We start from the raw sequence: 25,668 nt of genomic DNA, 5'->3' as shown, positions 1-25,668 counted from the left end.
AGGCATGCGCACCAACCTCAAGGAGCCGCCATGACTATGGCACCTCGCAATCCCCATTCCAGCCCCGGTTCTGGCGCCAGTTCCAACACCACAAGGCGAACCGTGCTCAAGGCCGGCCTGGCCGCAGGCGTAGCCGCCAGATTTCCAGCTCTGGCACGCGCCCAGGACAGCACCATCCGTATCGGCTTCTGGCCGATCGCGGCGGGCATTCCGCTTTATACCGGAGTCAATCAGGGCGTATTCAAACAGGCTGGACTACAGGTGGAGGCGGTCAAGTTCGCCAGCCCGCAGCAGGTGGTGGAGGCCATGATCGCCGGGCGCATCCACGGTTCCGCAAATGGCACCGCGTCGGCAGCTCTCGCGCTGGGCGATATTGTCGAGCCCGGATTGTCCAAGATCATTGCGGCCAACCCGGCAAACGCCAAACTGGTGCTTGACGAGATTCTGGTGGCCGCCAAGAGCAACTACAAGACGCTGGGCGAACTCAAGGGCAAGCGCATTGGCTGCGGCCCCGGCATTCAAAACGTCACACTCGCCAAGATTATTTTCGAAAAGAATGGCTATGCCGACGTCAAACCCATTGAAATGCCGGTTGGTCAGCACGTTGCTGCCCTGGCTGCTGGCCAGATCGACGCTGTCTACTCCCTGGAGCCGACAGGCACCGTCGGGCGACTCAATGGCACCACGCGCACACTTGAAGTTGGCGTGATCTCCAAATACGTCCTGGGTAATCCAATGGCACCATGGTTCGGCGGCGCCGCATCGCTCACATCGTCCTTTCTCAAGGCGCAGCCCGAACTGTCCAAACGCTATATCGCCGCTTATGTCCAGGCCATTAACCTGGTGCTTGCGCAGCCACAGCAGGTGCGGCCTGATTTGCTGGGTTACACCGCCATTGATGCCAAGCTCGCCGAAGCGGTGCCCTTGCCGGGATTTACAAACTACGCGCAATTCACGTCTTCTGACCTTGCTTACTTTCAGAAGTTTTTCGACGTCTTCACTGAACGCAAGATCTTCACCCGCAAGGTGGATGTCGCCTCCATGCTCTACCGCGCCTGAGCGGGGGCCAGGATGCAACGCCTGTTGCCCCTGAGCGGGCCGCTCGCGCTCTTGCTGCTGTGGCAGGTGGCGGTGTCGTCCCATTGGGTCAACCCGGTGCTGCTGCCGTCGCCAGGGGCCACCACCATGGCGCTCTGGAACAGCTTGGTCGACGGCAGCATGTGGCCCGATTTGCGCTCCACCCTGCTGCGCACCTTCGAGGCCTTTGCGCTCGCCGCCGTCATCGGCGTGCCCCTCGGCGTCGCGCTCGGCAGCGCGCCAGCCGTCTACCGCAGCGTCGAGTTCCTGGTGGACTTTTTCCGCTCCACGCCATCGTCCGCGCTCATCCCCTTGTTCATGTTGCTGTTCGGCCTGTCCGATCTGAACAAGGTGGCCATCTCGGCCTTTGCCGCCGTGCTCCTCATCCTGTTCAACAGCGCCTATGGCGTGATGCATGCGCGCAAGACCCGCGTGCTCGCGGTGAAGGTGATGGGCGTGTCGCGCTGGCATGTGTTCAAGGACGTTCTGCTGCTGGAGAGCCTGCCGCAGACCTTCGTCGGCCTGCGCACCGGCGTGAGCATGGCGCTGGTCATCGTCATCGTCGCCGAGATGTTCATCGGCTCCGACACCGGCCTGGGCCAACGCATCATCAACGCCCAGCAGGTGCTCAACATCAAAGGCATGTACGCCGCCATCCTGCTCACCGGCGTGCTGGGCTATGTGCTCAACCTGCTGTTCTCCCTGATCGAGCGCCGCTTCGTGCACTGGAGTGGCAAATGAGCGCCTTGGCCCGACTTCTCTCAAGGAAACGCAGGGCCGTCCCAAGCTTCCTTGACCCCCACGGGGGGCGGGCCGGCGAGCCGACCCTGGGGGCGCTCACAAGCCGCCGTGACGCGGCGACCAGCGCCGCCCTGCAAGCCGGCCTCGTGCGCCTGCCCGCAGCCGCCGACACCCACGTCACCATTCGCGGCCTGAACAAAAGCTTCGGCGGCGTGCCGCTCTACCGCGGGCTGGACCTGGACATTCCACGCGGCAGGATCATCTCCGTCTTCGGCCCCAACGGCTGCGGCAAGTCCACCCTGATCAACATGATTGCCGGCCTGCTGCCCGTCGACGGCGGCGAGATTCTGTTCGACGGCAAAAGCCTGCGCGACACCGTCATCGGCTACGTGTTTCAGAACTACCGCGAGGCGCTGCTGCCCTGGCTCTCGGCACGGCGCAACATCGAATACCCGCTGCTGCGCCGTGGCATGGCCGCGGCGCAGGTGAAGGCGCGGGTGGACGATCTGGTCGACGCCTTCGACGTGCGCTTCGACCTGCGCCGCCACCCCTACGAATTCTCCGGCGGCCAGCAGCAGCTCGTTTCCATCATGCGCGCCTTGGCGCCGCGCCCCGAGGTGCTGTTTCTCGACGAGCCCTTTTCCGCGCTGGATTACGAGATGACCCTGTTCATCCGCGACAAGCTGCAGGACGTGCAGGCGCACGACCGCACCACCACCCTCATCGTCTCGCACGACCTGGAGGACGCCGTCTTCCTCGCCGACCGCATCCTGCTGCTCACGCGTCGCCCCACCCGCATCGCCGCCGCGCTGGACTTCGACCTCCCACGACCCCGCGGCCCGGAATCGATTGCGGATGCGCGCTTCATCGAAGTCAAGTCGAGGGCGCTGGAGATTTTCAGGCGGGAAGTGTCGGCCGCATGAGCATCGAAGTGTGATGTGCACAACCAAGCATCGCCCGTATCTCACACCCGAAACTATTGATCCGGCCCTGTAATGTCTGCACTTTTTCAGGCACTCATCACTGAGACGCGCACCGTGTGGAGTTCAAATTTCATAGGGCCGGAGCAATAGCGCTAGATGGGCGCAAGTTTCGTGGGTCAGTGATTTGCAACCGGAATTCGGGCTTTTCAAGCACATCCAATTCAAACCACAAATAATCAGATGAATCTTTATCGTGAAATGGACAAGGCGAGACTCGATGCCGCCTATAACAATAGCGCGGCGGTTGCCGATAGCGCTGTGATCGTTGCAGGCTGGCAGGAGCGGAGCGAGCGACTGCGCACGACCCGCGCGTCCCTCCTCGACTTGCGCTATGGCGATGCCGAGCGCAACCGGATTGACTGCTTCGAAGTCGGTCCCGGCGCACCGTGGCTCGTCTTCATCCACGGCGGCTATTGGCAAATGCGCGCAAAGGAGAATTTCAGCTTCCTGGCGGCAGGGCCTCTGGCCCATGGCATCAGCGTCGCCTTCGTCGGCTACACGCTTGCGCCCGAAAAGCGACTGGACGGCATCGTTGCGGAAATTGCGGCGGCGTTGGACTGCCTGGCGCGACGGGTCGGCCCTGTCTATCTTTCTGGCTGGTCGGCTGGCGCCCACCTCACGGCAATGGCCATGGGGCACCCTGCGGTGAAAGGCGGGCTTGCGATCAGTGGCATCTTTGACCTTGAGCCGATGCGCCTGTGCTACGTGAACGACAAGCTGAGGCTGGACGAAGCTGAAGCGATACGCAATAGCCCAGTGGCCCTCCCTGCGCCCGGCAAGCCTTTGGTCGTCGCCTATGGAGGGGGTGAGTTGCCCGAGTTGCAACGTCAGTCGGTATCGTATTTCGAGGCGCTGCAATCGCAGCAGCCAGGGCGCCATGCATTGCTACGGCTCGACGGACATAACCATTTCTCCATCCTCGAAGAACTGGCTTCGCCGGCTGGTGCGCTTACGCACGCCGCACAGCGACTCATGGGCGTGCATTGAGCGCCCAGCTTCCGTGCGCGTTGCACCGTTTCACGACGGCGGTCGTTGAGGCAACCCTTTCCATGCCACGGTTCGTTGCCCAAACGAGGGGTTCGAAAGTGGCATGGATTTTGCGTGAAATGCAAGGCACGGATGGGTGGTGACTCGCCGATTGTTGATTGACGTTTGACAGGGTGGCTAGGGTTCCGGCTTCTTCACGAGGCGTCTGGTCCGAGAGCTGCCCGGCCCCTTCAGGGGGCTCCACGGAGGGACAAAAGCCCGGGAGATGAGCGACGCCGCTGACTTCCGTGCCATGTACAGATCCCTCGACTTCGGAGCCGCACCATGTTGACCCCTCGCCGAATCTTCATGCCGCTTGCGCCCAGCGCAGCGGCAGTGCGGGCTTGCTGGTCATGGCACCAGGACGCATGGCTTTGCGGGAAGGCGCATCAGGGCCAACGCGGCCGGGCGCGAGAGGTGCGCTGATCGCGGTTTTCCGCAGAACCAAGCAGCATTGAAAGGCGGAGCTTTCGCTGACGCGAAGGCCCATCGGTGTTCCATTTTCTCAAGGAGAAATCCATGTCCGCAATCGTCAGTCCGCAGCAAACCGTGGCCACATCCAGCACGGAATTGAAAGGCCGTTGGATTCAACTCGCGCTGGGCGTGCTGTGCATGATGGCCATTTCCAGTCCCCAGTATGTCTGGGCGCTCTTCACAAAGCCGCTGTTGGGCCAAGTTGGCGGCAGCCTGGCACAACTCCAGGTGACGTTTTCCATTCTCATCGTCCTGCAAACCTTCTTCTCCCCGTTCCAGGGGTTTCTGGTCGATCGCTTCGGCCCGAGATTGCTGCTGTCTCTCGGCGCCTTGCTCACCGGCCTGAGCTGGGTTTTATCGGCCAATGCGCACAGCGTCGGTCACCTTTATCTCACCTATGGGCTGCTGGGTGGGCTGGGCACCGGCATCGTCTATGTCGGCGTGGTCGGGCTGATGGTGCGCTGGTTTCCGCAGAGGCGTGGTTTCGCCGTCGGCATGGTTGCCGCGGGCTACGGCTTCGGCGCCATTCTCACGACCTTCCCGATTGCCTCCAGTCTGGCCTCGGTCGGTTACGCCCAGACCCTCACCCTGTTTGGCTACATCATCGGCGCAGTCGGCCTCATCGCGGCACAAGGCATCAAGCGGCCTCCGAGCCATGCGGCCATGCTGTCGGGCCACCCCGCCCAAAAATCGGCCGGCGTCGGGCCAGGCGCGATGCTGAAGACGCCGGTGTTCTGGTTGATGTTCGCGATGATGACCATGATGTCGACCTCCGGGCTCATGGTGATTTCCCAGATGGGCGCATTCGCCAAGGACTTCGGCGTGGCCAGCGTCCTGGTATGGGGCATGGCCGCGCTGCCGCTTGCCCTGACCATCGATCGCTTCACCAATGGACTGACGCGTCCCTTCTTCGGCTGGGTCTCCGATCGCATCGGCCGCGAAAATACCATGGCCCTTGCTTTTGGGCTTGAAGCGATTGCCATGTTCGCCTGGCTCGGCCTGCGCAGCGATCCGTTGTGGTTCGTGCTGCTGTCGGGCGTCGTCTTTTTTGGCTGGGGAGAGATTTTCTCCCTGTTTCCTTCGACCCTGACGGACACCTTCGGCATCCGCCACGCCACCACGAACTATGGTTTCCTGTACATGGCCCAGGGCGTCGGTTCGATCCTCGGCGGCCCGATTGCCGCGCTGGTGCACCAGTCCACCGGAAGCTGGGTGCCGGTCTTCGGCATGATGATTGGTTTGGACATGGCCGCAGCATTGCTCGCGCTTTTCGTGCTCAAGTCCCTGCGAGCCCGGTACATGGCGGCGCGTTGAACCACCCGCAGCCACCCGTTGCCGTTGATGCAACGCCATCACGCAAGCCTATGGCGATGACAGCCCCGGCAAGGGAGCGGTTCGATCGAAGGGATCTGGTTCTGGGGTTGTTGGCCTTCGCCTCGAGCGCGACGGATGTCATCGCGTTCGTGAAGCTTCAGCAAGTGTTCACGTCGGCCATGACGGGCAACACGGCCCTTCTTGGCTTGGCAATCGGGCAAGGCCATCTGTTTGCCGCCATCCATTCCCTCATCGCCTTGTGCGGCTACATTGCCGGGGTTGCACTCGGGGCAACCATTCACACGCGCAGTGTGCGGAAGGATCTGCTCGTTCTGCTGGGCGTGGAGGCGATGTTCATGGGCCTATTTTTGGCGCAATGGCGCCTTGTCGGATTTCCCGCCGCGGGGATTGGGCTCTGCACCTTGATTGCATCCTCGGCCATCAGCATGGGGGTTCAAAGCGTCGCCGCAAGAAAAGTGAACCTCGACGGCATTCCGACCGTGGTCTTTACCAGCACATTGACGAGCATCGTGATGACGCTGATGCATGCAAGTCTGGGCCGAGGAGCCATTTCGATCTTCACCGCCAAGCGCCAATTGCTGGCCTTCGGAATCTACGCATGCGGCGCGACCATGACGGCCCTACTGCTTTGGCAAGCCATCCCCCTGGCAATTTCTGCTCCCCTGCTTGCGGTCATGGGTGCCCTGGCGATTCAAATGATGCCGTTGCGCGAAAAACCCCCGGTCGCCCCATAAAACCACAAACCGAGCGGTCAAGTGCCTCGCATCCTCCGAGTCCTCGGCATCGGGTTTAAACACCATGGGTGACGTTCACTTCTGCAAACGATACGAGCCTCGGGGGCAGGCCGATCTGTCTGCTGCACCAGGCTGCAGCGTCCAAGGTCTTGCGATCATCCAGATAGGCCCCGACCACCTGCAGGCCCAAGGGCAGGCCGGTCGGGCCGAAGCCGACCGGAAAGGTCACGGCCGGCACGCCCATGAGGGTCCAGATGCCACAGAAGCTGGCATCTCCGGTGTCAACCAAGGTTGGCGGCGCCTCCCCGGTGGCGGGCGGCGTGACGATCGCATCGAAACGCGACAGCAGCGCTCGCAACTCCGCGCGCATGCCCTTGGCGGCAGCCAGCGCGGCGGTGTAGTCAACCGATGAGACCTTCAGCCCGGTTTCGATCAGATCATCCAGCGCGGCGCTGGTCTTGCCAGGATTGGCAGCACGCAATGGAGCATAGATCTGGGCCCCCTCGGCCATCAGGATGGTTCGCAGCACGTCCAGCGCGTCCTGGAAGGAAGGGGGAAGTTCGACGTCTTCGACAACCGCACCGGCCCGGCCGAGCGCAGCCAGATTGGCGTCCCACATGGCGCGCTGGGCCTCGTCGGCCAGTCGCCACACCGGCGTACGCACCGCGGCCAGGCGTCGCTCGCCGGCGGGCAAATCCGCTGCGGCGGCCTCGCCCGGGTGCAAGACCGCAGCGGCAAGGCTTCCAGGGTCCAAGTCATCCTGACCGGCCAGGCAGGCGGCGAGATAGGCTGCGTCGGCCACGCTGCGGGCGAAGACGCCCACATGGTCCAGGCTATGGCTCAGGGGATGAACCCCGGCGCGGGAGATCAAGCCGAAGCTCGGCTTGTAGCCCACCACGCCGCAATAGGCCGCGGGGCGGATCACCGACCCCACCGTCTGGGTGCCGAGGGCGGCAGGAACCATGCCGGCGGCAACGGCAGCGGCCGAACCACTCGAAGACCCACCCGGCGTATGCCCGAGGTTCCAGGGGTTGTGGGTCTTGCCGGGGTTGCGCCAGGCGAACTCGGTGGTCACGGTCTTGCCCATGACGAAGCCGCCGGCGTCCTGGAGGCGACGCACGACGGTGGCGGATACGCGCGGAACGTGCGAGGCGTGGATCGGCGAGCCCATGCGTGTCGGCACGCCAGCGGTCGCCATGATGTCCTTGACGCCGATTGGCAGGCCATGCAGCAAGCCGGGTTGGCCGCCCTGTCTCATCCGCGCGTCTGCTTTGCGCGCCGCCAGGAGAGCGGCATCGGGATCCAGCCATTCCCAGGCCTTGATTTGTGCCTCCGCCTGATTCACCCGGCTCAGGCAGGCGCGGACCAAATCCTCACTGGTGCATCGACCGCGTCGAAGCGCATCCAACGCTTGCAGCAAACCCATTGCTTCCAGTTCCATGCACAGACTCCACGTTGCTGTGACGCCTTGAATGCCCTGGCCTCCCACGCTGCCAGGTTTGAGAGCGGACGGTTTTCAGGGACTGGCCGGGCGTGGCGCAGCGTCTGCTGCATTGCGCATCCATGCATGCCCGCCCTGGCCTAGCCGCCTGAACTCAGGGCTTCATCGCGATGGCCTTGTCCGCGTAAGCCGTGTTGAACACCTTGTCAAAAGGTGGAATGTCCTTGAGGTTGCCCAGGTACACCTGCGTCTTCATGGCCGTATCGAAGGCGGCCGGCGATGTGGCCACGCTCTTGGGATAGACGTCACCCGCGATCATCCGCTTGACGGCGTTGTCCACCACGACGGGGTCGAGGCTGGGGAATTCGGTCTTGGCCACCGCGATGGCGCCAGCCGGGTCGGTCGAGATGTAGCGCATGGCGAGTTCCATGCCGTCCACGAAACGCTGGATGGTGTCGGGATCGGTCGTCTTGCGCGTGGTCACCGACGAGAAGGCATAGGGGCCGTACATCTTGGGAAAGCCGAAAATCACCTTCATGCCCTTGGCCACGGCCTGGTCGAGGCCCGGCTCGTACATCACCGCCACCTGGGCCTGATGCGCAAGCAGCGGCCCGACCTCATTGCCGATCTGCACCTGGGTCATCTTCAGGTCCTTGTCGGGATCGATGCCCTTCTCCTTCATCAGCTTGATAAACAACGAGGTGCTGGTGGTGGGCATCATGCCGGTGGAAATGGCGACGCCCTTCAGGGAGTCGCCCCCGGTGTACTTGAATGCGGGATCGGCCGCCAGCCAGACCGCGGCACGGTTCACCACGTTCGACACGATCTCCAGCTGCGCGCCCTTGGAGATGGCGATGGTCGTCCACTCCGGGCCATGGATGGAGAATTCCGCACTGCCTGAAATCACCGCCGACAACGCCACGCTGGGCGACCCCGCGGTCTGCTTCACCACGTCCAGCCCTTCTCTCTGAAAGTAGCCCTTGTCCATGGCCACGTACAGAGGCAGGTACAGCAGGGACTGAAAAGCCTGGGAGACCACCACCTTCTTCGGCTCCGCATGCGCAGGCGCCGAGGCGACCATTGCCGACAGGCTGGCGGCCAACACCAGCGAGACCTTCTTCAACCAAGTCAAGCCCATTTTTTTCTCCCGGAAGTTGAACAACCCAACGAACATCAAACACGCAAGCGCTGACCGGAGTCCGACTGGCGCCAGGGCAAGAGATAACGCTCGATACGATCGACCACGTAATACAGAACGAAACCGACGAACATCAACGCGAACAGTCCGACCCAGACGGTGTTCAGGTCATACAGGGACGAGGCGTTGAAAATCAGATGGCCGAGCCCCTTGGACGATGAAATGAATTCCCCCACCACCGCGCCCACCAGGCCAAAGCCGATATTGATGCGGAAGGTGGAGATGATGGCCGGCAGGGTGGAAGGCACCACCATCTTGAAAAAGACCTGGTGCTTGGAGGCGCCCAGCGCGAGCAGCAGCGACTGGAGATCGTGATCCGCGTTCTTGGCCGCCTCGTAAGCCGCGATCAGGGCCACGATGGCCGTCAGCGAAACCGCGAGCATGATCTTCGACACCAGACCCGTGCCGAACCACAGGATGACGATGGGCGCGAAAGCGATCTTGGGCACGCTGTTGATGGCCACGACGAAGGGCTCGACGATCCGGGCGAACGTTGGCGAGTACCACAGGGACAGCCCCACCATCGAGCCGACCAGGCTGCCGATCAGAAAGCCGGAGATGGCCTCCATCAATGTGACCTCCGTGTTCATCCAGAGGGAGCCGTCGCGCAGGGCCTGCCACAACTTCTCGAAAATCCCGACAGGCGAACCCACCAGGAACGCCGAAATCAGCCCGGCGTGGACGCCCCACTGCCAAGCGGCCAGCACGGCCGCCACCATCCCGATCTGGATCGTCGCCGTGAAGAGCGCGCTCCTGAACGCTGGCGGGAGTTTCCACCTTGAACCAGCAACCCTGGCTGCATCCTGCAACGGGCGACCCAGAGCTTCCGCCATGCTCACCTCCCCACCTTGGTTTGAATTTCCAGCTCGGCGCACAGGGCATGGAAATAGCCCGAGAAATTGGGATCGCTGCGCGCCTCGATCGGCGTGCGCTGCGCGATGTCGATGGTGTGCACCGCCTTGACGCTGGCCGGCCGGGTTCCAAGCACCACCACCCGCTTCGACAGGGCCACTGCCTCGTCGATGTCATGGGTCACCAGGATCACGGTCTTCTTGAAGGTCTCCACCGCCTCCACCAGCACCCCTTCGAGATACAGGCGCGTCTGATAGTCGAGCGCGGAGAAAGGCTCGTCCAGCAGGATGACCTGCGGGTCGTAGATCAGTGTCCTGATCAGCGCCACGCGCTGCTTCATCCCTCCGGACAGCGCCTTGGGATAGGCGTGTTCGAAACCTGCCAGGCCATAGGTGTAGATGTACTCCATGGCAATGTCCCTGCACTCGTTCAGCGGGGTGCCTCGCAGCTCAAGGCCCAGAACCACGTTCTGCAGGACAGTGCGCCAGGGCAGCAGCAGGTCCCTCTGCAACATGTAGCCCACCTTGCCGCGCAACCCGTTGACGACCACGCCATCCATGCGGATTTCGCCTTCGTCCGGTTGAAGCAGGCCGGCGATGATGTTGAACACCGTGGTCTTGCCGCAGCCGCTGGGGCCGATGATGCTGACGAAGTCCTGGTCGTCGACGTCGAAACTGAGCTTGTCGAGCACAGGGACCTCCCGGCCCTTGGCCTGGAAGCTCTTGCTCACGTTGCGCAACGAGAGTTTGGGTACGCCTGTCGCCATTTTTGGGGGTCAATCCGATCTGAAAATACCAATCTGGGTATGAAGATGAAATGCATAAACCATGCCAAAGCGAGCCTACTTTGGCGGGCTCAATCGCACCCCATCCGCACCATGCAAGCCGTCGATTCAAAATCAAGGTCAATATTGGGGCAATCGCGCCCTAAAACTGAACACCGCGCGTCAAGGCACCGTCCACGACAAGATTTGCGCCGCTGACGAAGCTTGCGGCCGGGCTGGCAATGAAGGCCACCGCCCGCCCAATCTCCTCGGGGCGCCCCATACGGCCCGTTGGATTCAGCGCCAAGGCCTCCGCATAGAGCGTTGGGTTATTGTTTTGGATGTGCTCCCATACCCCGCCTTCAAAATAGATATTGCCAGGCGAAACGGTATTGGCCCGAATGCCCTTGGCCGCATTCTGGAACGCGATGCCCTGGATGTAATGAACAATGGCCGCCTTGAACGTCCCATAAGGCCCGGCCGCGAAATCGATTTCACGGCCCCAGACGCTTGAGATCGCGACGATCGAGGCGGCCCGGCTTTCTTCGAGGAAGGGCATCGCGGCATCCACCAAATGCACCGTGCCCATCAGGTCGGTCTCGAATTCACGGCGCCAGGACTCCTCATCCTGCCCAATGGCCAAGGCGCTGACATTCGCCACGACGATATCGAGCCCGCCCCACTGCCCGGCGACCTCGCGCACCCAGCCCTGCAACAGGCCGCGATTCGAGACATCGACCGTGCCGCCGAGCGCCTCGACGCCATGCTCCCGCAGCGCAGCCGCAGTCCGCGCCACGGCATCAGCATCGCGCGCACAGATGGCGACATGCGCGCCTTCCTGCGCGAAAGTCTCGGCGATGGACCGACCGATGCCCTTGGTGGCGCCGGTCACGACGACCTTCAAACCCTTCAGTTTCAGATCCATGTTTCAAACCCTCGCGATGCGCCGTCAAATCGGTTTCAGGTATTTCTTGCGAATTGCCGCACCCACCGTGTATTTCGGGTCGACGAAATTACCCAGGCGAACCTGTCCGCACTGGCTGAGCATCATGTAGGCGTCCCAGAGGTCGAAGCCATATTCCTTCGCCATCCATCGCACCAATTCGTGATAGGCGATGCGCGTCGCATCCTCCAGCGGCCGGGCACTGCCGATCGCCATGACCAACTGGTCCGTTTCCAGGCGCGGCCAGGCAATGTTCCAGTCCTTGATCAAATCGACATGGATGGTCGTCGTGGTGGCGAATTCGACGGCGGTCCCGCAGACCTCGCCATCACCCTGACAGGCGTGGGCATCGCCGATGAACAGCCGCGCACCTGCCGAACGCACCGGCAGGTAAGTAATGCTTCCCGGCCCCATGTCCGGTACGTCCATATTCCCGCCATGGTTATCTGGAGTCAGGGAGTTGATGGAATCGATCTCGGGAGAAAGACTGAGCGTTCCAATATGCGGGCGATAAGGCAACATCACGCGCTTGCTCCAATAAACGCCTTCTTCGTCGAGATCGATCTTGCGCGTGATTTCAGGCAACGGATCATTCAGCGTCGCCGTGTACTCCGTGCCGGTCAAGGCGCCGAATCGCGGAATCAGGCAACACGTGCCGCGCGGGTTATCGCCACGTGGTTTGATCGATTCGATATGGATGGCGACAACGTCCCCTTTCTCGGCTCCGGAAATCATGATTGGCCCATTTTGCGGATTCAGAAATGGAACCTGCAATTTCTGGCTCGGCAAATCCTGCTCGGTCTTGATCTTTCCCTCGAAGGCATCGCGCGTCTCGATGATCACGCGGTCACCCGGCTTGATTTCCATGACGGGTTCCGAATACGGGCCGATCGTGTAATGGAACTTGCCTTGCCGCCCCTCCGTGAGCTCATGCGTCTCCCCCAATTTCCCGCCTGCGACGCCGCGCGTGTGCATGATTGAATCTTCAAGCCAATTCATCTCCACTCCCTCATCAGAATCCATGAAAACAGGCCCAGACAGGCTGACCCCACTTGTCCAAACAGAAAAAAACCGTCAAACCGCAATCAGACTGCGCACATCGTCCCGATCCATGTCTGCCCCCCTTCCGGTCGCAACGACCTGCCCCCGGACCAGAACGACATAATCGTCCGCAACCGATTGTGCAAAATCGAAATATTGCTCGACGAGCAAGATCGAGAGCTCGCCCTTGAGCGACTGGATCACGCCCTCGATTTGCTGCACGATCGACGGCTGAATCCCCTCGGTCGGTTCATCCAGCACCAGGATCGAAGGATTCGTCAGCAGCGCCCTGCCGATCGCCAGCTGCTGTTGCTGCCCGCCGGAGAGATTGCCCGCCAGCCGGCCCCGCATCTGTTTCAAGACCGGAAAGATCTGGAACACATCCGTGAACCCGAACCGCGCCTTCACGCTCTTTTCGCCGCCATAGGCGCCGACCTTCAGGTTCTCCTCGACCGAAAGCTCGGGGAAGATGTCGCGCCCCTGCGGCACGTAGCCGAGGCCGGCTGCAACCCGCTTGTGCGTCGGCAGGGCAGACAAGTTCCGGCCGTCGAGCGCGATCTCGCCGGCCTCGATGGGCAGCAGGCCCATGAGGCACTTCAGCAGCGTCGTCTTGCCGACGCCATTGCGCCCGAGCACCACGGTGCAGGCGCCCTCCGCCACGCAAACCGAGACGTTGCGCAACGTGTGGCTGCTGCCGTAGTACTGGTTGATTCCCTGCATGCGCAGCGTCATGATCAGCGCCCCAGATAGACCTGGATCACGCGAGGATCGTTGCGGATCTTGTCCATCGCGCCCTCGCCGAGAACGCTGCCCTCGTGCAGCACGGTGACCAGATCGGCAATCTGGCCGACGAAGTCCATGTCGTGTTCGATCACCACCACCGCGCGCTCCGGCGACTTCAGCCGCGCGATGAGTTCCGCGGTGCGCTGGGTCTCGTGGTCGCTCATGCCGGCCACGGGCTCGTCGAGAAGCAACACCTGCGGATCGGCCACCAGCATCATGCCGATTTCCAGCCACTGCTTCTGGCCGTGCGACAGGGTTCCCGCGAGATGGTCCGGGGCGTCCGCCAGGCCGATCAGGTCCACCACCTCGCCGATCTTGCTGCGCTGCTCGCCGCTCAAGCGGGAGCGCAACATGTCCAGATAGCCCCGCCCGCGGCGGATCGCGAGTTCGAGATTCTGTTCAATGCTCAGCGCCTCGAAGATGCTGGGCTTCTGAAATTTCCGGCTGATGCCGTGGCGCGAAATCGATGCCTCGTCGTGCCGCGAGAGGTCGATCGTCTTGTCGAGGTAGACCTGTCCGCGCGTCGGGCGCGTCTTGCCCGTGATGACGTCGAGCAAGGTCGTTTTCCCGGCGCCGTTCGGGCCGATGATGGCGCGGACTTCGCCATAGCGAATCTCCATGGTGAGGTTCGTGATGGCCGCGAACCCGGAAAAATTGACGTGCAGGCCATCCACGTAAATTGCAGTGTGTTGTTTCATCGTCAGTCGTCGCTGGGCTCGATCCGCGTTCCTGGGCAGCGCCTGGCCTCAGCGCGGCAAACGCGCCAACGCCACTCTCGTCTCGCCCCAGAGTCCACGCCCCATCGCGATGGTGATGAGCAGCGTGACGCCGGCAAGGATGAAGGGCCAGACGCTGGGCGCCGCGGCGGTCAGCCAGAACTTCAGGCCGTTGACGAGAATCGCGCCGACGATGGCGCCGATCAGCGTGCCACGGCCGCCGATGGCGACCCACACCGCGATTTCGATCGACAAGCTCGGCGACACGATCGTGGGATTCACGATGCCGACCTGCGGGACGTAGAGCATTCCCGCCAGGGCCGCCAGCACGGCGGAAAGGCCCCAGGCCAGCAGCTTGAGCACATGCGTCTTGTAGCCAAGGAAGCGCATGCGCGCCTCGTCGTCGCGAATGGCGACCAGCGCCCGCCCCAGGCTCGACCCGGCCAGGAAACGCAGCAGCAGGTAGGCGGCGGCGAGCACCAGGCAGGCAGCCACCGCAAGCCCGATCTGCGTCGACACGCTGGCCAGCGGAAAGCCCAGGATGCGCGTGAAGCCGGTCAAGCCATTGTTGCCGCCCAGGCCGACATCGTTGATGAACAGCAGCAGCATCAAGGCATAGGTCAGCGCCTGGGTGATGATCGAAAAATAGACCCCGTTGATGCGCGACCGGAACGTGACGAAGCCGAACAGCGTCGCCACCGCGACCACGAGCAGCATGCACAGCACCAGCGTGGCACCGAAACCGGACAGGAGATGCCACAACGGCGGGAAGTCGCTCCAACCCATGTACTGCATGAAATCGGGCAGGACATGCGTCTGGGCATAGGCGGCATTCAGCAGATACATGCCCATCATGTAGCCGCCGATGCCGAAGAAGATGCCATGGCCGAGGCTCAGCATGCCGGCCATGCCCCAGACCAGGTCGAGCGCCAGGGCGAGCAGGGCGAAGCTCATGATCTGCCCGATGAGGTTGATGCTGAACAGTGAGAGGGACAAGACGCTTCCATGCGGGAACGCATAGTGCGAGACCGGCATATAGACCGCCAGCAGGACGATCAGCGCCGCAAATCCGATTTCGATCCTGTGCTCAAGACGTTTTTTCATCAACATGGCGGCTGTGGCTCCATCGATTCGGCGTCAGCCGCGCGTCTTCACCGTGAAGAGCCCGTTGGGGCGCTTCTGGATGATGAGGACGATGATGAGCAGCACGGCGACCTTGGCCGCGACCGCCCCGTAAAAAGGCTCGATGAACTGGTTGATCTCACCCAGCGCCAGGGATGAAACCGCCGTGCCCACCAGACTGCCGGCACCACCGAGCACGACGACCATGAAGGCGTCGATGACAAAGCCGGCGCCCATGAAGGGGTTCACCGAGGCGATCTGGGTCAGCACCACGCCCGCCAGTCCGGCAAGCCCCGCGCCCATGGCGAAGGCCAGCCGGTCGATGCGCTGGGCGGGCACGCCGAGGCATTTCGCCATGTCGCGGTTTTGCGTGGTGGCGCGCATCAGCAGGCCGATGCGCGTGGTGCGGATCACCGCGTAGGTCGCCAGGAAGACGGCCAGCGAGAAGCCGATGGCGAAGAGCCGGTTGTAGGTGACGAAGAAGCCGCCGACGACCTGGGCTCCGCCGTTCAGGAAGGACGGCGTGATGAACTCGACGTTCTGCGACCCGAAGACGAGCTGCACCAGCTTGATGATGGCGATGCTCACCGCCCAGGTCGCGAGCAAAGTCTCGAGCGGCCGGCGGTAGAGAAAGCGGATCACGCAGTACTCGAGCAGCACCCCGAACAACCCGCAGGCCACGAAGGCTACCGGGATCGCGACAAAAATATAGGCGCCGAACATGCTGGGCGCATACACTCGCATGAGGTGCTCGACGAGATAGGTGGCATAGGCCCCCAGCATGATGAATTCGCCGTGCGCGAGGTTGATCACGCCCATCAGGCCGAAGATGATGGACAGTCCGATGGCGGTGAGCAGAAGAATCCCCGCGTAGCTCAGGCCGCTGAAGAGGATCGACAAGCCATTGCCGATGGCCAGCCACTGGTCGATGCTCCGCAGCGCCGTCTTGGCGGCATCAGCGAGCAGCGGGTTCGCCTGCACTTGCTGGTTGGCCAGGTAGTCGGTGAGCAGGGTGCGCGAGCTTTCGCTGGGCACGCCGCCGAGGGCCTCGATCGCGCCCAGCTGTTCCTTCTTGTCGCTGGAATACAGGCCGCGTTTGGCCATGGCGAGCGCCAGCGTGGCTTTGATGTCGGCATCGCCCTGGCGCTGGATGGCACGGCGCAGGATGTCCGGATCGAGCAGCATGAAGAATTTGCTGACCTGCGCCGCAGCCTTCTCGCGCAAGTCCCGCTGCTTGCTGAACAGGTCCATCTCGGCCGTCGCCACCGCGAGCTTGCGCATCATCACGATGGTTGGAACGTAGGGCGTCCCGGCAGGCGCGGCCTGTGCGGGCGCCAGCGTCACGGCGTCGACATGGCCTTCTTTCTGCGTGATGACCGCGCCGCCGTGGGAGTCGCAAGTCAACGCTCCATCGCGAATGGCCAGCACCAGGGTGGTGGCCCAGGCGCGGTTCGCCGCGTCGGCCTGCGTGCCCAGGCCGACCAATTTGGCCAGCGCATCCGGATGGTCGCCTTCGGCGCAGAAGGCCTTGACCGCCGCAGCGCGCAGCGGATAGGCCGGTTCAGTTGTTGAAGCGGCCGCGGCATGGCTGCCCATGGCGCACAGGCTGAGCGCCATGGGCAGCCATGCCCTGGGCAACCACTGTTTCCAATCGATCATGCTGGCTTCCGTGAACGTATCGTCAGCGTCGCTCCGTGCAGCCCGCGAAGGACCGCGGGCCGCGCGGGCTCGGCGTGTGAGATCAGGCCTTGACGAACGGGCTGAACGGAATGGGCTTGACGATGTCCTTCGACTTCCACAGGATGTCGAAGCCCTGATTGGCGTTGATCGAACCGATCATGTCGCCGCGCCAGAGATACTGGTTCGTCATGTCCATCTTGTCGACGTAGCCCGCCGGATCGTCGATCGTCAGCCCGGCAAGCGCCTTGCGCACCGCGGCCGTCTTGGTGGACTTCGCCTTCTCGACGGCCTTGGCCCAGAGGTTGAGGCCGAGATAGGTGGAGACCATCGGATCGATGACCATGTCCGGGCGGTGCTTCAGCTTGTTGGTCTCGACGTAGTTCTTCCACTCGGCCTTGAGCTTGGTGTTCAAGGGCGTGTTCACGTTCTGGAAGTAGTCCCAGCAGCTCAGGTTCCCGACCAGCGGCTTGGTGTCGAGGCCCTGAAGGTCACTGTCCACGACGTCAAGACCGAGGATGGGAATGTCGGTGGCGCGAACGCCCTGGTTGACGGCTTCCTTGAACAGCGCGGGGATGGAGTCCCCGACGACGGTCATCACGACGATGGCCTGGCCGCCCGGCTGCGCGGCGAATTCCTTGATTTCCCGAACGATGGTCTGGAAATTCGACTGGCCGAACGGAACATAGTGTTCGCGCCAGGCGGATTCCGGAATCCCCTTGGTCTTCCAGTAGCCCTTCAGAATCTTGTTGATCGTGCGCGGCCAGACATAGTCGCTGCCGATCATGTAGAAGCGCTTGGCGCCGCCCCCGCTGGGGCTCATCAGGTATTCGACGGCGGGCAGCACGGAGCTGCTGGGCGGCGAATTCAGGTAGACCACATTCTTCGAATCCTCCTCGCCCTCGAAGTGCAGCGGATAGAACAGCAGGCTGTCCTGCGCCTCCACCACCGGCAGCACGGACTTGCGCGAAACCGAGGTCCAGCAGCCGAAGATGGCGGCCACCTTGTCGCTCAGGATCAGGCGCTTGGCGAGCTGGGCATACATCGGCCAGTCCGAGCCCGGATCGACGACGACCCCCTCGACCTTGCGGCCCAACACACCGCCGCGCGCATTGATCTGGTCGATGGTCATCAAGGACATGTCCTTGAGGAGCGACTCGTTGTTCGCCATCGTCCCCGACTGGGAAAACAGCAGGCCGAGCTTGATCGGCTCCTTGCTCCCGGCGGCCTGCACCGATTGCGGCAGCGTGGTCCCCGCGACGGCGGCCACGCTCGAACCGAGGGCGGAAAGAAAGACACGTCTTTTCATGACATAGCTCCAACAAAAAAGGGGGTCCGAAAAACACAAATAAAAAAGCCCGAAACCAGGCATGCTGGTTTTCGGGCTTCTATGGCCGGTGCCGCTCGAGACGCCTTTGTCAGGAACGACTTGAATGAAGTCGGATGGATCGGGGCACTAACTTGCCGCGATGTCGACGATCGACTCAAGCAAGGGCCGTGCCAGAGACCGGGCGACATCGCTTCGCCCCGGGCAACAGGCGGCGACACACATGGATGACGCAAGGCACAGCCCACTAAGCACGGTTCTTGCTCAAAAGACATGCCCATGCCGGGTGTGCCCAAGCCCCAATGTGGCGCACGATGCATGTTCGCTGTGCATGCGCATCAGGTTTCGCCCCAATGCTGGGCCACACATCTTCCCGCCACGCCATCTTTCTCCACACCATGTCGCATTCCAAAGACGGCCCCATCAAGATCGGGGTTCTGTATTCCACCACCGGCGTGACCTCCATCGTCGAGCAAAGCCAGCAGCGCGCCGTCATCATGGCGGCCGAGGAGGTGAACCGCGCGGGCGGCGTCCTCGGGCGCGAGATCGAACTGGTCTGCGTGAATCCCGAAAGCAATCCACGCCGCTACGCGGGTCTGACCGAGCAGCTCATCCTCGAACACGACGTGCGCCTCATCTTCGGCTGCTACATGTCGAGCACCCGCAAGGCGGTGATTCCCATCGTCGAGCGGCACAACGCCTTGCTCTTTTACGCAACGCCCTACGAGGGCTTCGAGTACAGCCGCAACGTGATCTATGCGGGGGCTGCGCCGAACCAGAACTCGCTGCCCCTGGCCGGGTTCATGCTGTCGCACTTCGGCTCGCGGGTGTGGATGGTGGGGTCCGACTACATCTGCCCGTACGAGTCCAACCGCGTCATGAGCGACCTCATCCTCGAGCGCGGCGGCGAGAAGATCTCCGAAACCTATCTTCCGCTCGATGCGCCCTGGGAAAGCTATCTGGAGGTGGCGCACAGGATCAGGAACGCCATGCCCGACTTCATCTTCTCCACCGTCGTCGGCGAGGGCATCCCCCTGCTGCACCGCGCCTTCGCCGCCGTGGGGCTGGACCCCTATGCGATGCCGATCGCCAGCCACATGACCAGCGAGGCCGAGGTCTCCATCATGGGGGCCGATCTGGCCGAAGGCCATATCACCTGCGCCGCCTACTTCCAGTCGGTCGACACGCCGGAGAACCGACAGGCCATCGCACGGTACCGCGCAAGGTTCGGCGAGCGCCTCGTCACCAATATGTGCTGGGAGGCGGCCTACTTTCAGCTGCACATGCTGGCCGACGCCATCCGGCGGGTCGGAAGCGACGATCCGGAACATCTGCTGCGCGTTCTTCCGGGCCTCGAATTCGACGCGCCCCAGGGCCGCGTGCGCATCGACGAGCACAACCATCACACCTATCTCCAGCCGCGGATCGGCCGGGCCAACGCCCAGGGCCAGTTCGACATCCTGGCCAGCGCCCCGGAGCGGGCGAAGGCCGACCCCTACGTGGTGTCCCACTCGACGCCGGACTGGCTGGGCACGGAGAACCGGAAGCACCCGGGGGCGGAGGAGCGCGCATGACACGCGTGCCCGAGCCCGCTTCGGTGCTGCGGCAGATCCGCTCGCTCCAGGTGATCGTGATCCATCCGCAGGATCAGGATGGCGAAGAACTGTCCGCCCAGTTGCATCGCATCGGCTGCAAGGTCCAGACCTACTGGCCCGAGCTCAAGGTTCTGCCGCCGGAAGCCGGACTCATCCTGCTGGCGGTGCGGCCGGAAACGCTGGGCATCGAGTACCCCTGGATCGGCCAGCCCTCCACGCCGCCGGTCATACCCGTGGTCACGTACGAAAACCCCATCACCATCGAGGCCGTGCTGCAGCTCGACGCCTTCACCACCATCGCCTCGCCGGTGCGCTCGTTCGGCCTGCTGACGGCCATCGCCGTGGCCCTCATGCAGCACAAGGCGCGCAACACGCGCGAGCATTACATCCAGCGGCTCGAGCAGAAGTCGGCCAAGCAGCGCGTCGTGCAACAGGCCAAGCAGATCATGATGGAGGCGCGCGGCCTCTCCGAGGACGAGGCCTACTCGCTGCTGCGCGCGCAGTCCATGCTCAAACGCGCCAACATCGAGGACATCGCCCACAACATCGTCGAGGCCCACAAGACGCTTGGGTTCTAAGACGACCGCATGTCGAAGCCGTCTGTGGACTTTGCCCGGTGCATCCCGGTTTCGTCTCGCGCAGCAGGCCAGCGGTTGAACAGGGTGAAGTCATCGCCCACGAAGCCGAGGAGAAAGGGCGCAGCGATGAAGGCATGAGGGAATGCGGCCCGTTGAGCTGATCGAAGAAAAGAACCAACCCTAGCCCAGGCCCTAGAGTCTCCACGCCAACTCATTCATGAAGGGCTTGGCCTTGACGCGCACCTTGAAATAATGCCTTGCGGATGATCGCATGCACCCCAACATTGCCATCGACGACCTGGGTGATTCCAAAATCAACAGCAACTGACATGAGAGAAATCGCTTCATCTTCGGTCAAGCCCTGGCATGACATCAGGAATCGGCGTGTCTTGCGAAAGGCATCGCGCATCGCCAGGTCGATGGAGGATTTCTCGTAAATCTCGCTGCAGGCCTTGTCGCCGAACTCGGCGAAATAGTCCGGGTGGCTGAATCCATGCAAGATCCATTCATCCGCCGTCTCGACCAGGGGGTAGTCGATGTCGGCATAGGGTTCGTTGTTCAAATGCTCGGACTTGTGCAGCACGATTTGAAACACGCCGGTCAGCGAACACTCGATTGCGGTGCCACACAGCTCCGAATCACCCTGTGATGCATGCGGGTCGCCAATGGACAGCAACGCTCCATCGACGCCGACGCGCAGATAAACGGTCGCACCCTTGCCCACCCGCCAGTTGTCGATATTGCCGCCGAAATAGGCCGGAGGAATCGAATCGACAAGCCCGGTTTCTCGAGGCGCGACAGCAATCACGCCGAAATGCGGGCGCACCGGAATCTTCACGTTCTTCAGAACGTTGTGGTTCTCGACGATGCTGCTGCGGTCGACCGGAATGCCGGGGTAGTCGATCGTCGGGTGCAGCACCCCGTTGGGATCGCGCTGCGGCGTCCAGCGATAGCTGTAGGCCGCATGCGCACAAGCTCCGTGCGCGTGGCCTGCGCTGCAATCGATCTCGTAGATGGTGATGACTTCGCGCGGCTTGGGCTCGGTGAGCAGCTCGTTGTAATGAAAGCCCCACCAGGCGGCTGCGTTGCTGCCGAAGACACGACCCTCGAACTTGGCGTTCGCCGATAGCCGAGGAAGAACATCAACGATCCTCACTTCAAGCACATCGCCGGGTTTGGCATCTCGCACATGGATGGGACCGGTGCAGATATGCACGCCGAAGCCCTCGCCACTTCCTCGGCCGTAAATGGATGCATTGGATGGGCCCGCGCCGCGCCGATCGACGTTCTTCTTTTCGCGAGTCCAGAGGAACACGCTTTCGGCGCCCGAATCCCCTTTGATCATGCGATCAAAGTCGTCGTAGGCATGCTGCGTCAAGGTTTCGATCGTGACGAGATCGCCGGAATTCACGGTCAACACGGGTGCGAGCGATTTGCTGAAGTAGCCCCAATGAATCGTCCTGTCGTTGGCGCAAAGATGATGGTGCTGGCCTGGGCATGGAGCTGCCGCGCGCTCGGTGCCCGGTGAAATGCCAAGCTGATCCTGCTCGGGTGGCGACGGCTCGTGCTTCACGCCTTCTCGATACCCGGCGGGCCAGCCGCGATGAATCACCCTGTGCAACGTTTGCTGGCTGGCTTCGCTGGACTGCAGACGGTATTGCCTGGGCGACACCTGGAATTGCTCACGAAACGCGCGACTGAAGTGCGCGGCATCGTTGAAACCCCAGCGGAAACAGATGTCGGAGATCGACAGATGGCTGTAAAGCCGGTTCGCGAGGTCGGCACGGCAATGCTCCAGCCGCTTCTGGCGCAGATGCGCCGAAAAGGTCTGCCCGCTCGCCTCGAACAGTTTTTGCAGCAAACGTTCGGAGATCCGCTCGCGTTTGGCAAGAGCGGCGAGACTCAGTTCGGGATCGCTCAGGTTGCCGTCGATCTGCCGCAGCAAGCGCTTGAACAGGACGGTGTGGGATACGCTCATGCCGCCCTGCAGGCGCATCGCACCGCTGTCGGCCAGACTGGTGATGACGAACTCGGAGAGCGTCTGTTCAATCGACGTGATCTGATCGTCGCCAAGGCTCTCGAATGATTCTGCCAGCGCGCCCAGTGTTCCTGCAAAGACGCGTCCGATGCCCGAGCGTCCCGACAAGCACCCCGCAGAGAGTGTGAGTGGGGCGGGAAGCCGCGCCTTCAAGGGTTCGCCGGGAATGCGCACGATGAACTGGCGGAAATCCGACCCGAAGCTCATTCCCAACTCGGCTGCAGACGTGCTGTAGACAATGTCGCCCGGCACGACCGGCACGGCATGTCCGCCTTCGAACAGGGTCGCCTTGCCGGCGATGTGCAGCGAGAGCCAGACGGCGTCCGGGTGATCGACCATGCGCTCGATGGTCTGCGGGGAGGAACTGATCCGAGCCAGTTCAATCCCTTGTGGCGAGCGCCCGGCCAGCACGGTGCCGTGCATGGGCGTGCCGCTGCCGGCCATCTCCGGGCGCAACCAATGCTGCTGCAAGGTCTCGCGCCATGCCATGGGGCGTTGCTGCACTGGATAGGACTCTGTCGTGAAGTACTCGGTATGCACGTTGGGCTCTTCCCGCAAGACCCAGTGGGAACAGCAAGAAACGTGCCGCTTCAAATCAGTCTCCACGCTGCAGGCCTTGCAGCACTGACGACCTACGTTCCAGTCTTCGTCACACGCGCAGGGAAAATCCCGCGCGGCATCTTGCAGTGCACGCCTTGGCGCCCGTCGACGACCTGGGTGACGCCAAAGTCAGCGCTGACGCTCATCAGCGAGTAGGCGTCGTCGCGGCTCAGGCCATGCTTGTCGACCAGCAGCTGGAGCATGTCCCTCGCCGCGTTCTTCATCGCCACATCGAGGTCTTCGTCGAAACCGTGCACGATCCATGTGTCGGGTGTTTCGAGCAGGGGCGATGGGAAGTGGAAGTCCTTGCGCAGCACGACCTGGAACATCACGTTCAGCGATGCCTCGATGGCGGTGCCGCTGATCTCGCCATCGCCTTGCGAGATATGCGGATCGCCGATCGAGAACAGCGCGCCGGGCACTGCCACCGGGTAGTACATGGTCGAGCCGGCGCCGATGCGCCAGTTGTCGATATTGCCGCCGTGCGCCCCCGGCGGCACCGTGCTCACCCGGCCCATGGCGTCCGGCGCCACCCCCGCGGTGCCCAGGTGCGGGCGCACCGGCACGCGGATTCCGCCGAGCGCCGGCTCGCAGGTGCAGGTTCCGCGCCGGGTCAGCTTGCCCGGCACCAAATACTTGCCGGGATAATCGAACGCATAGAGCGCGCTGGCGGTGTTGCAATCGGGCTCGATCTGATAGATCGTCACGCGCTCCTTCTCGCCCATCTCCTTGTAGAGGTGTCCCCAGTGCGCGGCGAGGTTGGATCCGTAGCGAAAGCGCGGCAGCATTTGCAGGTAGCGCACCTCGAGCATGTCGCCCGGGCGTGCATCCTCCACGTGGATCGGGCCGGTCATCAGATGCACGCCCGGGTTCCGGTCTTCCTCCGGAATGGTTTCGTAAAGCGCCCGCACCGCGTCGTCCATCATCAAATCAGGCGCGTCGCCAGCGTGATGCGTCACGGCCTCGGCACGCACGACATCCCCGCTTCTGATGCGCAAGGCGGGGGCCAGACCTGCATCGAAATAGCCCCAATGCACCGTTGCAAGCGTTGCAGGCAGTTCATGAAACATATTGGCTGCTTCCTCTGGTTGGTTGAACACTAAAGACACGACCTGCCCTTGCTCGCGTTCGGCTCGCGGGTCATAGCGCGAGGGCCGAAGTCTGGCCGGCGTTCATCACGCGGATGAAGCGCGCCGTCAGCGGATGGCGTGGATGGCTGAGGACGTCATGGGCCGGACCTTCCTCGACCACATGGCCATCCGTGAGAAAGACGACCCGATCCGCCACTTCTTCGGCGAACCGCAGTTGATGGGTGGAAATGATCATCGTGAGCTTGTCCTCCGTCGCCAGCTTGCGGATCACGTCCAGAACCTCGCTGACCATTTCCGGGTCGAGCGCGGAGGTGGGCTCGTCGAGCAGGAGCAGCTTGGGCCTCGGAGCAATCGCGCGCGCGATTGCCACGCGCTGCTGCTGTCCGCCGGACAGGTGGCGCGGCAATGTGTCGGCACGGTCGCCGAGGCCGACGCGATCGATCAGTTCCTGCGCCCGCTGCGCGGCGGCCTCGGGCGACCAGGCATGGACCCAGCGCAAGGGCCCGGCGATGTTTTCGATCGCGGTCAGATGAGCGAACAAATTGAATTGCTGAAACACCATGCCAACGCCGACTTCGATGCGTTGCCTGGCCACCGCGCTTGGCGACAGCACGATACCGCCCGCCGAGTACCCAACCCGGTGACCACCGATCAACACGGCGCCCGAATCCCAGGATTCGAGACGGTTGATGCAGCGGAGCAATGTGCTTTTGCCAGAGCCACTCGGCCCGAGAAGCGCGATGATTTCACCCGTGCGGACTCTCAGGCTCAGCCCACTGAAGACCTGACGTGGGCCGTAGCGCTTGGACAGATCCTGGATTTCGACGGCGATCGGACCATTGGCCAGATCAGCCGATCTGGCCATGCGCGCTCCGCGCGTCTCCGGGGCTGCGGTCTCAATCCCAGCTACCTCCGGGTGTGCGACAGTCGAAGCTGCCGCACCCGGAGGGCTTTGCGCGGATGGGCGCCGAGTCAACAGGCTCCGAAGACCAGCGCCGGGAGATCGTTGCCGGTCAAGATCGAGCGCACGTTCAGCGAGTAGCTGCAGAGCAGCCACAGTTCCCGTCAAAACGAGATAAAGCAGACCGGAGGCAAAAAAGACCGAGAAGAAATCGAAGGTCGACGATGCGAGCTGCGTGCTGCGCAGGGTCAATTCCTGGACCGAGATGAAGGATGCGAGCGACGAGTTCTTCAATGCGCTCACCGCTTCGTTGCCGAACGCGGGCACCATCGTGCGTATGGCCTGGGGCGCGATGACCCGCCGCATCAAGACGAACGATGGCATGCCCAGTGCCTGGCCGGCCGCAACCTGGCCACGGTCGACGCCGAGAATGCCCGAACGCAGAATCTCCGCAATGAAGGGGGCTTCGTTTGCGGCAAGCGCGATGCCGGCCGAGGCCATCGCACTGAGCCGGATGCCGAAGTGCGGCAGCGCGTCATAGACGAACACCATCTGCAGGATCAGCGGCGTGCCGCGGAAGATCACGGTGTAGGCCCTCGCCAGCGCGGACACCCAGCGCTGGCGAGACAACT

22 protein-coding genes and 1 riboswitch are annotated in these 25,668 nt (G+C 62.7%); of the genes, 8 read left to right on the top strand and 14 right to left on the bottom strand.

The window, feature by feature from the left end:
- Positions 1-36: 36 nt before the first annotated feature.
- The 6 genes from ACYCUK_RS10705 to ACYCUK_RS10680 all read left to right on the top strand — a co-directional run bounded on the left by ACYCUK_RS10705 (position 37) and on the right by ACYCUK_RS10680 (position 6,370).
- Entirely contained in the window at positions 37-1,059 is a 1,023-nt protein-coding gene (locus ACYCUK_RS10705) for an ABC transporter substrate-binding protein (RefSeq protein WP_461594771.1), read from the top strand.
- A gap of 12 nt (positions 1,060-1,071) precedes the next feature.
- Complete coding sequence (locus ACYCUK_RS10700; protein ID WP_461594752.1) at positions 1,072-1,818, top strand: ABC transporter permease; 747 nt, start codon at positions 1,072-1,074, stop codon at positions 1,816-1,818.
- Positions 1,815-2,741, top strand: a complete 927-nt coding sequence (locus ACYCUK_RS10695) for an ABC transporter ATP-binding protein (protein ID WP_461594751.1) — start codon at positions 1,815-1,817, stop codon at positions 2,739-2,741. The genes ACYCUK_RS10700 and ACYCUK_RS10695 overlap by 4 nt, the downstream gene beginning before the upstream one ends.
- A 240-nt stretch (positions 2,742-2,981) precedes the next feature.
- On the top strand, positions 2,982-3,788 hold the full coding sequence (locus ACYCUK_RS10690) for an alpha/beta hydrolase (RefSeq protein ID WP_461594750.1): 807 nt from the start codon (positions 2,982-2,984) through the stop codon (positions 3,786-3,788).
- A gap of 166 nt (positions 3,789-3,954) precedes the next feature.
- Positions 3,955-4,055, top strand: a riboswitch (guanidine-I (ykkC/yxkD leader).
- A gap of 291 nt (positions 4,056-4,346) precedes the next feature.
- A complete protein-coding gene (oxlT, locus tag ACYCUK_RS10685) occupies positions 4,347-5,615 on the top strand; it encodes an oxalate/formate MFS antiporter (protein ID WP_461594749.1) in 1,269 nt (422 codons plus the stop codon).
- A 50-nt stretch (positions 5,616-5,665) separates the two neighbouring features.
- Positions 5,666-6,370 (top strand): YoaK family protein, encoded by a 705-nt coding sequence (locus ACYCUK_RS10680; RefSeq protein WP_461594748.1) that lies wholly within the window; start codon positions 5,666-5,668, stop codon positions 6,368-6,370.
- Between the two features lie 55 nt (positions 6,371-6,425).
- Here the strand turns inward: ACYCUK_RS10680 and ACYCUK_RS10675 are convergent, their stop codons facing one another.
- From ACYCUK_RS10675 to ACYCUK_RS10625, 11 genes are all read right to left on the bottom strand, one after another.
- On the bottom strand, positions 6,426-7,811 hold the full coding sequence (locus ACYCUK_RS10675) for an amidase (RefSeq protein WP_461594747.1): 1,386 nt from the start codon (positions 7,809-7,811) through the stop codon (positions 6,426-6,428).
- 154 nt (positions 7,812-7,965) lie between these two features.
- Complete coding sequence (locus ACYCUK_RS10670; RefSeq protein ID WP_461594746.1) at positions 7,966-8,949, bottom strand: ABC transporter substrate-binding protein; 984 nt, start codon at positions 8,947-8,949, stop codon at positions 7,966-7,968.
- Between the two features lie 35 nt (positions 8,950-8,984).
- The gene (locus tag ACYCUK_RS10665; protein WP_461594745.1) at positions 8,985-9,842 is read right to left on the bottom strand and encodes an ABC transporter permease; all 858 of its coding nucleotides are present in this window, start codon (positions 9,840-9,842) and stop codon (positions 8,985-8,987) included.
- 2 nt (positions 9,843-9,844) lie between these two features.
- On the bottom strand, positions 9,845-10,627 hold the full coding sequence (locus tag ACYCUK_RS10660) for an ABC transporter ATP-binding protein (RefSeq protein WP_112484506.1): 783 nt from the start codon (positions 10,625-10,627) through the stop codon (positions 9,845-9,847).
- A 160-nt stretch (positions 10,628-10,787) separates the two neighbouring features.
- Positions 10,788-11,549 (bottom strand): SDR family NAD(P)-dependent oxidoreductase, encoded by a 762-nt coding sequence (locus ACYCUK_RS10655; protein ID WP_461594744.1) that lies wholly within the window; start codon positions 11,547-11,549, stop codon positions 10,788-10,790.
- A gap of 24 nt (positions 11,550-11,573) precedes the next feature.
- Positions 11,574-12,566, bottom strand: a complete 993-nt coding sequence (locus ACYCUK_RS10650) for an acetamidase/formamidase family protein (RefSeq protein ID WP_461594743.1) — start codon at positions 12,564-12,566, stop codon at positions 11,574-11,576.
- A gap of 75 nt (positions 12,567-12,641) precedes the next feature.
- Positions 12,642-13,340, bottom strand: a complete 699-nt coding sequence (gene urtE, locus ACYCUK_RS10645; RefSeq protein WP_461594742.1) for an urea ABC transporter ATP-binding subunit UrtE — start codon at positions 13,338-13,340, stop codon at positions 12,642-12,644.
- A 2-nt stretch (positions 13,341-13,342) separates the two neighbouring features.
- Positions 13,343-14,089, bottom strand: coding sequence for an urea ABC transporter ATP-binding protein UrtD (gene urtD / locus ACYCUK_RS10640; RefSeq protein WP_461594741.1), 747 nt, complete (start codon positions 14,087-14,089; stop codon positions 13,343-13,345).
- A gap of 48 nt (positions 14,090-14,137) precedes the next feature.
- A complete protein-coding gene (gene urtC / locus ACYCUK_RS10635; protein ID WP_461594740.1) occupies positions 14,138-15,211 on the bottom strand; it encodes an urea ABC transporter permease subunit UrtC in 1,074 nt (357 codons plus the stop codon).
- Between the two features lie 33 nt (positions 15,212-15,244).
- Positions 15,245-16,888, bottom strand: coding sequence for an urea ABC transporter permease subunit UrtB (urtB, locus tag ACYCUK_RS10630; RefSeq protein WP_461594739.1), 1,644 nt, complete (start codon positions 16,886-16,888; stop codon positions 15,245-15,247).
- Between the two features lie 82 nt (positions 16,889-16,970).
- A complete protein-coding gene (locus ACYCUK_RS10625; RefSeq protein WP_199195214.1) occupies positions 16,971-18,215 on the bottom strand; it encodes an urea ABC transporter substrate-binding protein in 1,245 nt (414 codons plus the stop codon).
- A 416-nt stretch (positions 18,216-18,631) separates the two neighbouring features.
- On the opposite strand from ACYCUK_RS10625, the gene ACYCUK_RS10620 reads away from it, so the two are divergent.
- Positions 18,632-19,807, top strand: a complete 1,176-nt coding sequence (locus tag ACYCUK_RS10620) for a transporter substrate-binding domain-containing protein (RefSeq protein ID WP_461594738.1) — start codon at positions 18,632-18,634, stop codon at positions 19,805-19,807.
- On the top strand, positions 19,804-20,406 hold the full coding sequence (locus ACYCUK_RS10615; protein ID WP_461594737.1) for an ANTAR domain-containing response regulator: 603 nt from the start codon (positions 19,804-19,806) through the stop codon (positions 20,404-20,406). Before ACYCUK_RS10620 ends, ACYCUK_RS10615 begins: the two co-directional genes overlap by 4 nt.
- A gap of 211 nt (positions 20,407-20,617) precedes the next feature.
- Here ACYCUK_RS10615 and ACYCUK_RS10610 read toward each other — a convergent pair whose 3' ends face one another.
- From ACYCUK_RS10610 to ACYCUK_RS10600, 3 genes are all read right to left on the bottom strand, one after another.
- The gene (locus tag ACYCUK_RS10610; RefSeq protein WP_461594736.1) at positions 20,618-22,984 is read right to left on the bottom strand and encodes an acetamidase/formamidase family protein; all 2,367 of its coding nucleotides are present in this window, start codon (positions 22,982-22,984) and stop codon (positions 20,618-20,620) included.
- Positions 22,985-23,076: 92 nt separating this feature from the next.
- Positions 23,077-24,114 carry an acetamidase/formamidase family protein gene (locus ACYCUK_RS10605; RefSeq protein WP_461594735.1) on the bottom strand — a complete coding sequence of 346 codons (1,038 nt, stop codon included), beginning with the start codon at positions 24,112-24,114 and terminating at the stop codon, positions 23,077-23,079.
- Between the two features lie 70 nt (positions 24,115-24,184).
- On the bottom strand, positions 24,185-25,668 hold a 1,484-nt coding region (locus tag ACYCUK_RS10600; RefSeq protein ID WP_461594734.1), incomplete at its 5' end, for an amino acid ABC transporter permease/ATP-binding protein.

It is taken from the genome of Thiomonas sp., assembly GCF_054608695.1.
This window is presented reverse-complemented; position numbering and strand designations above follow the sequence as displayed.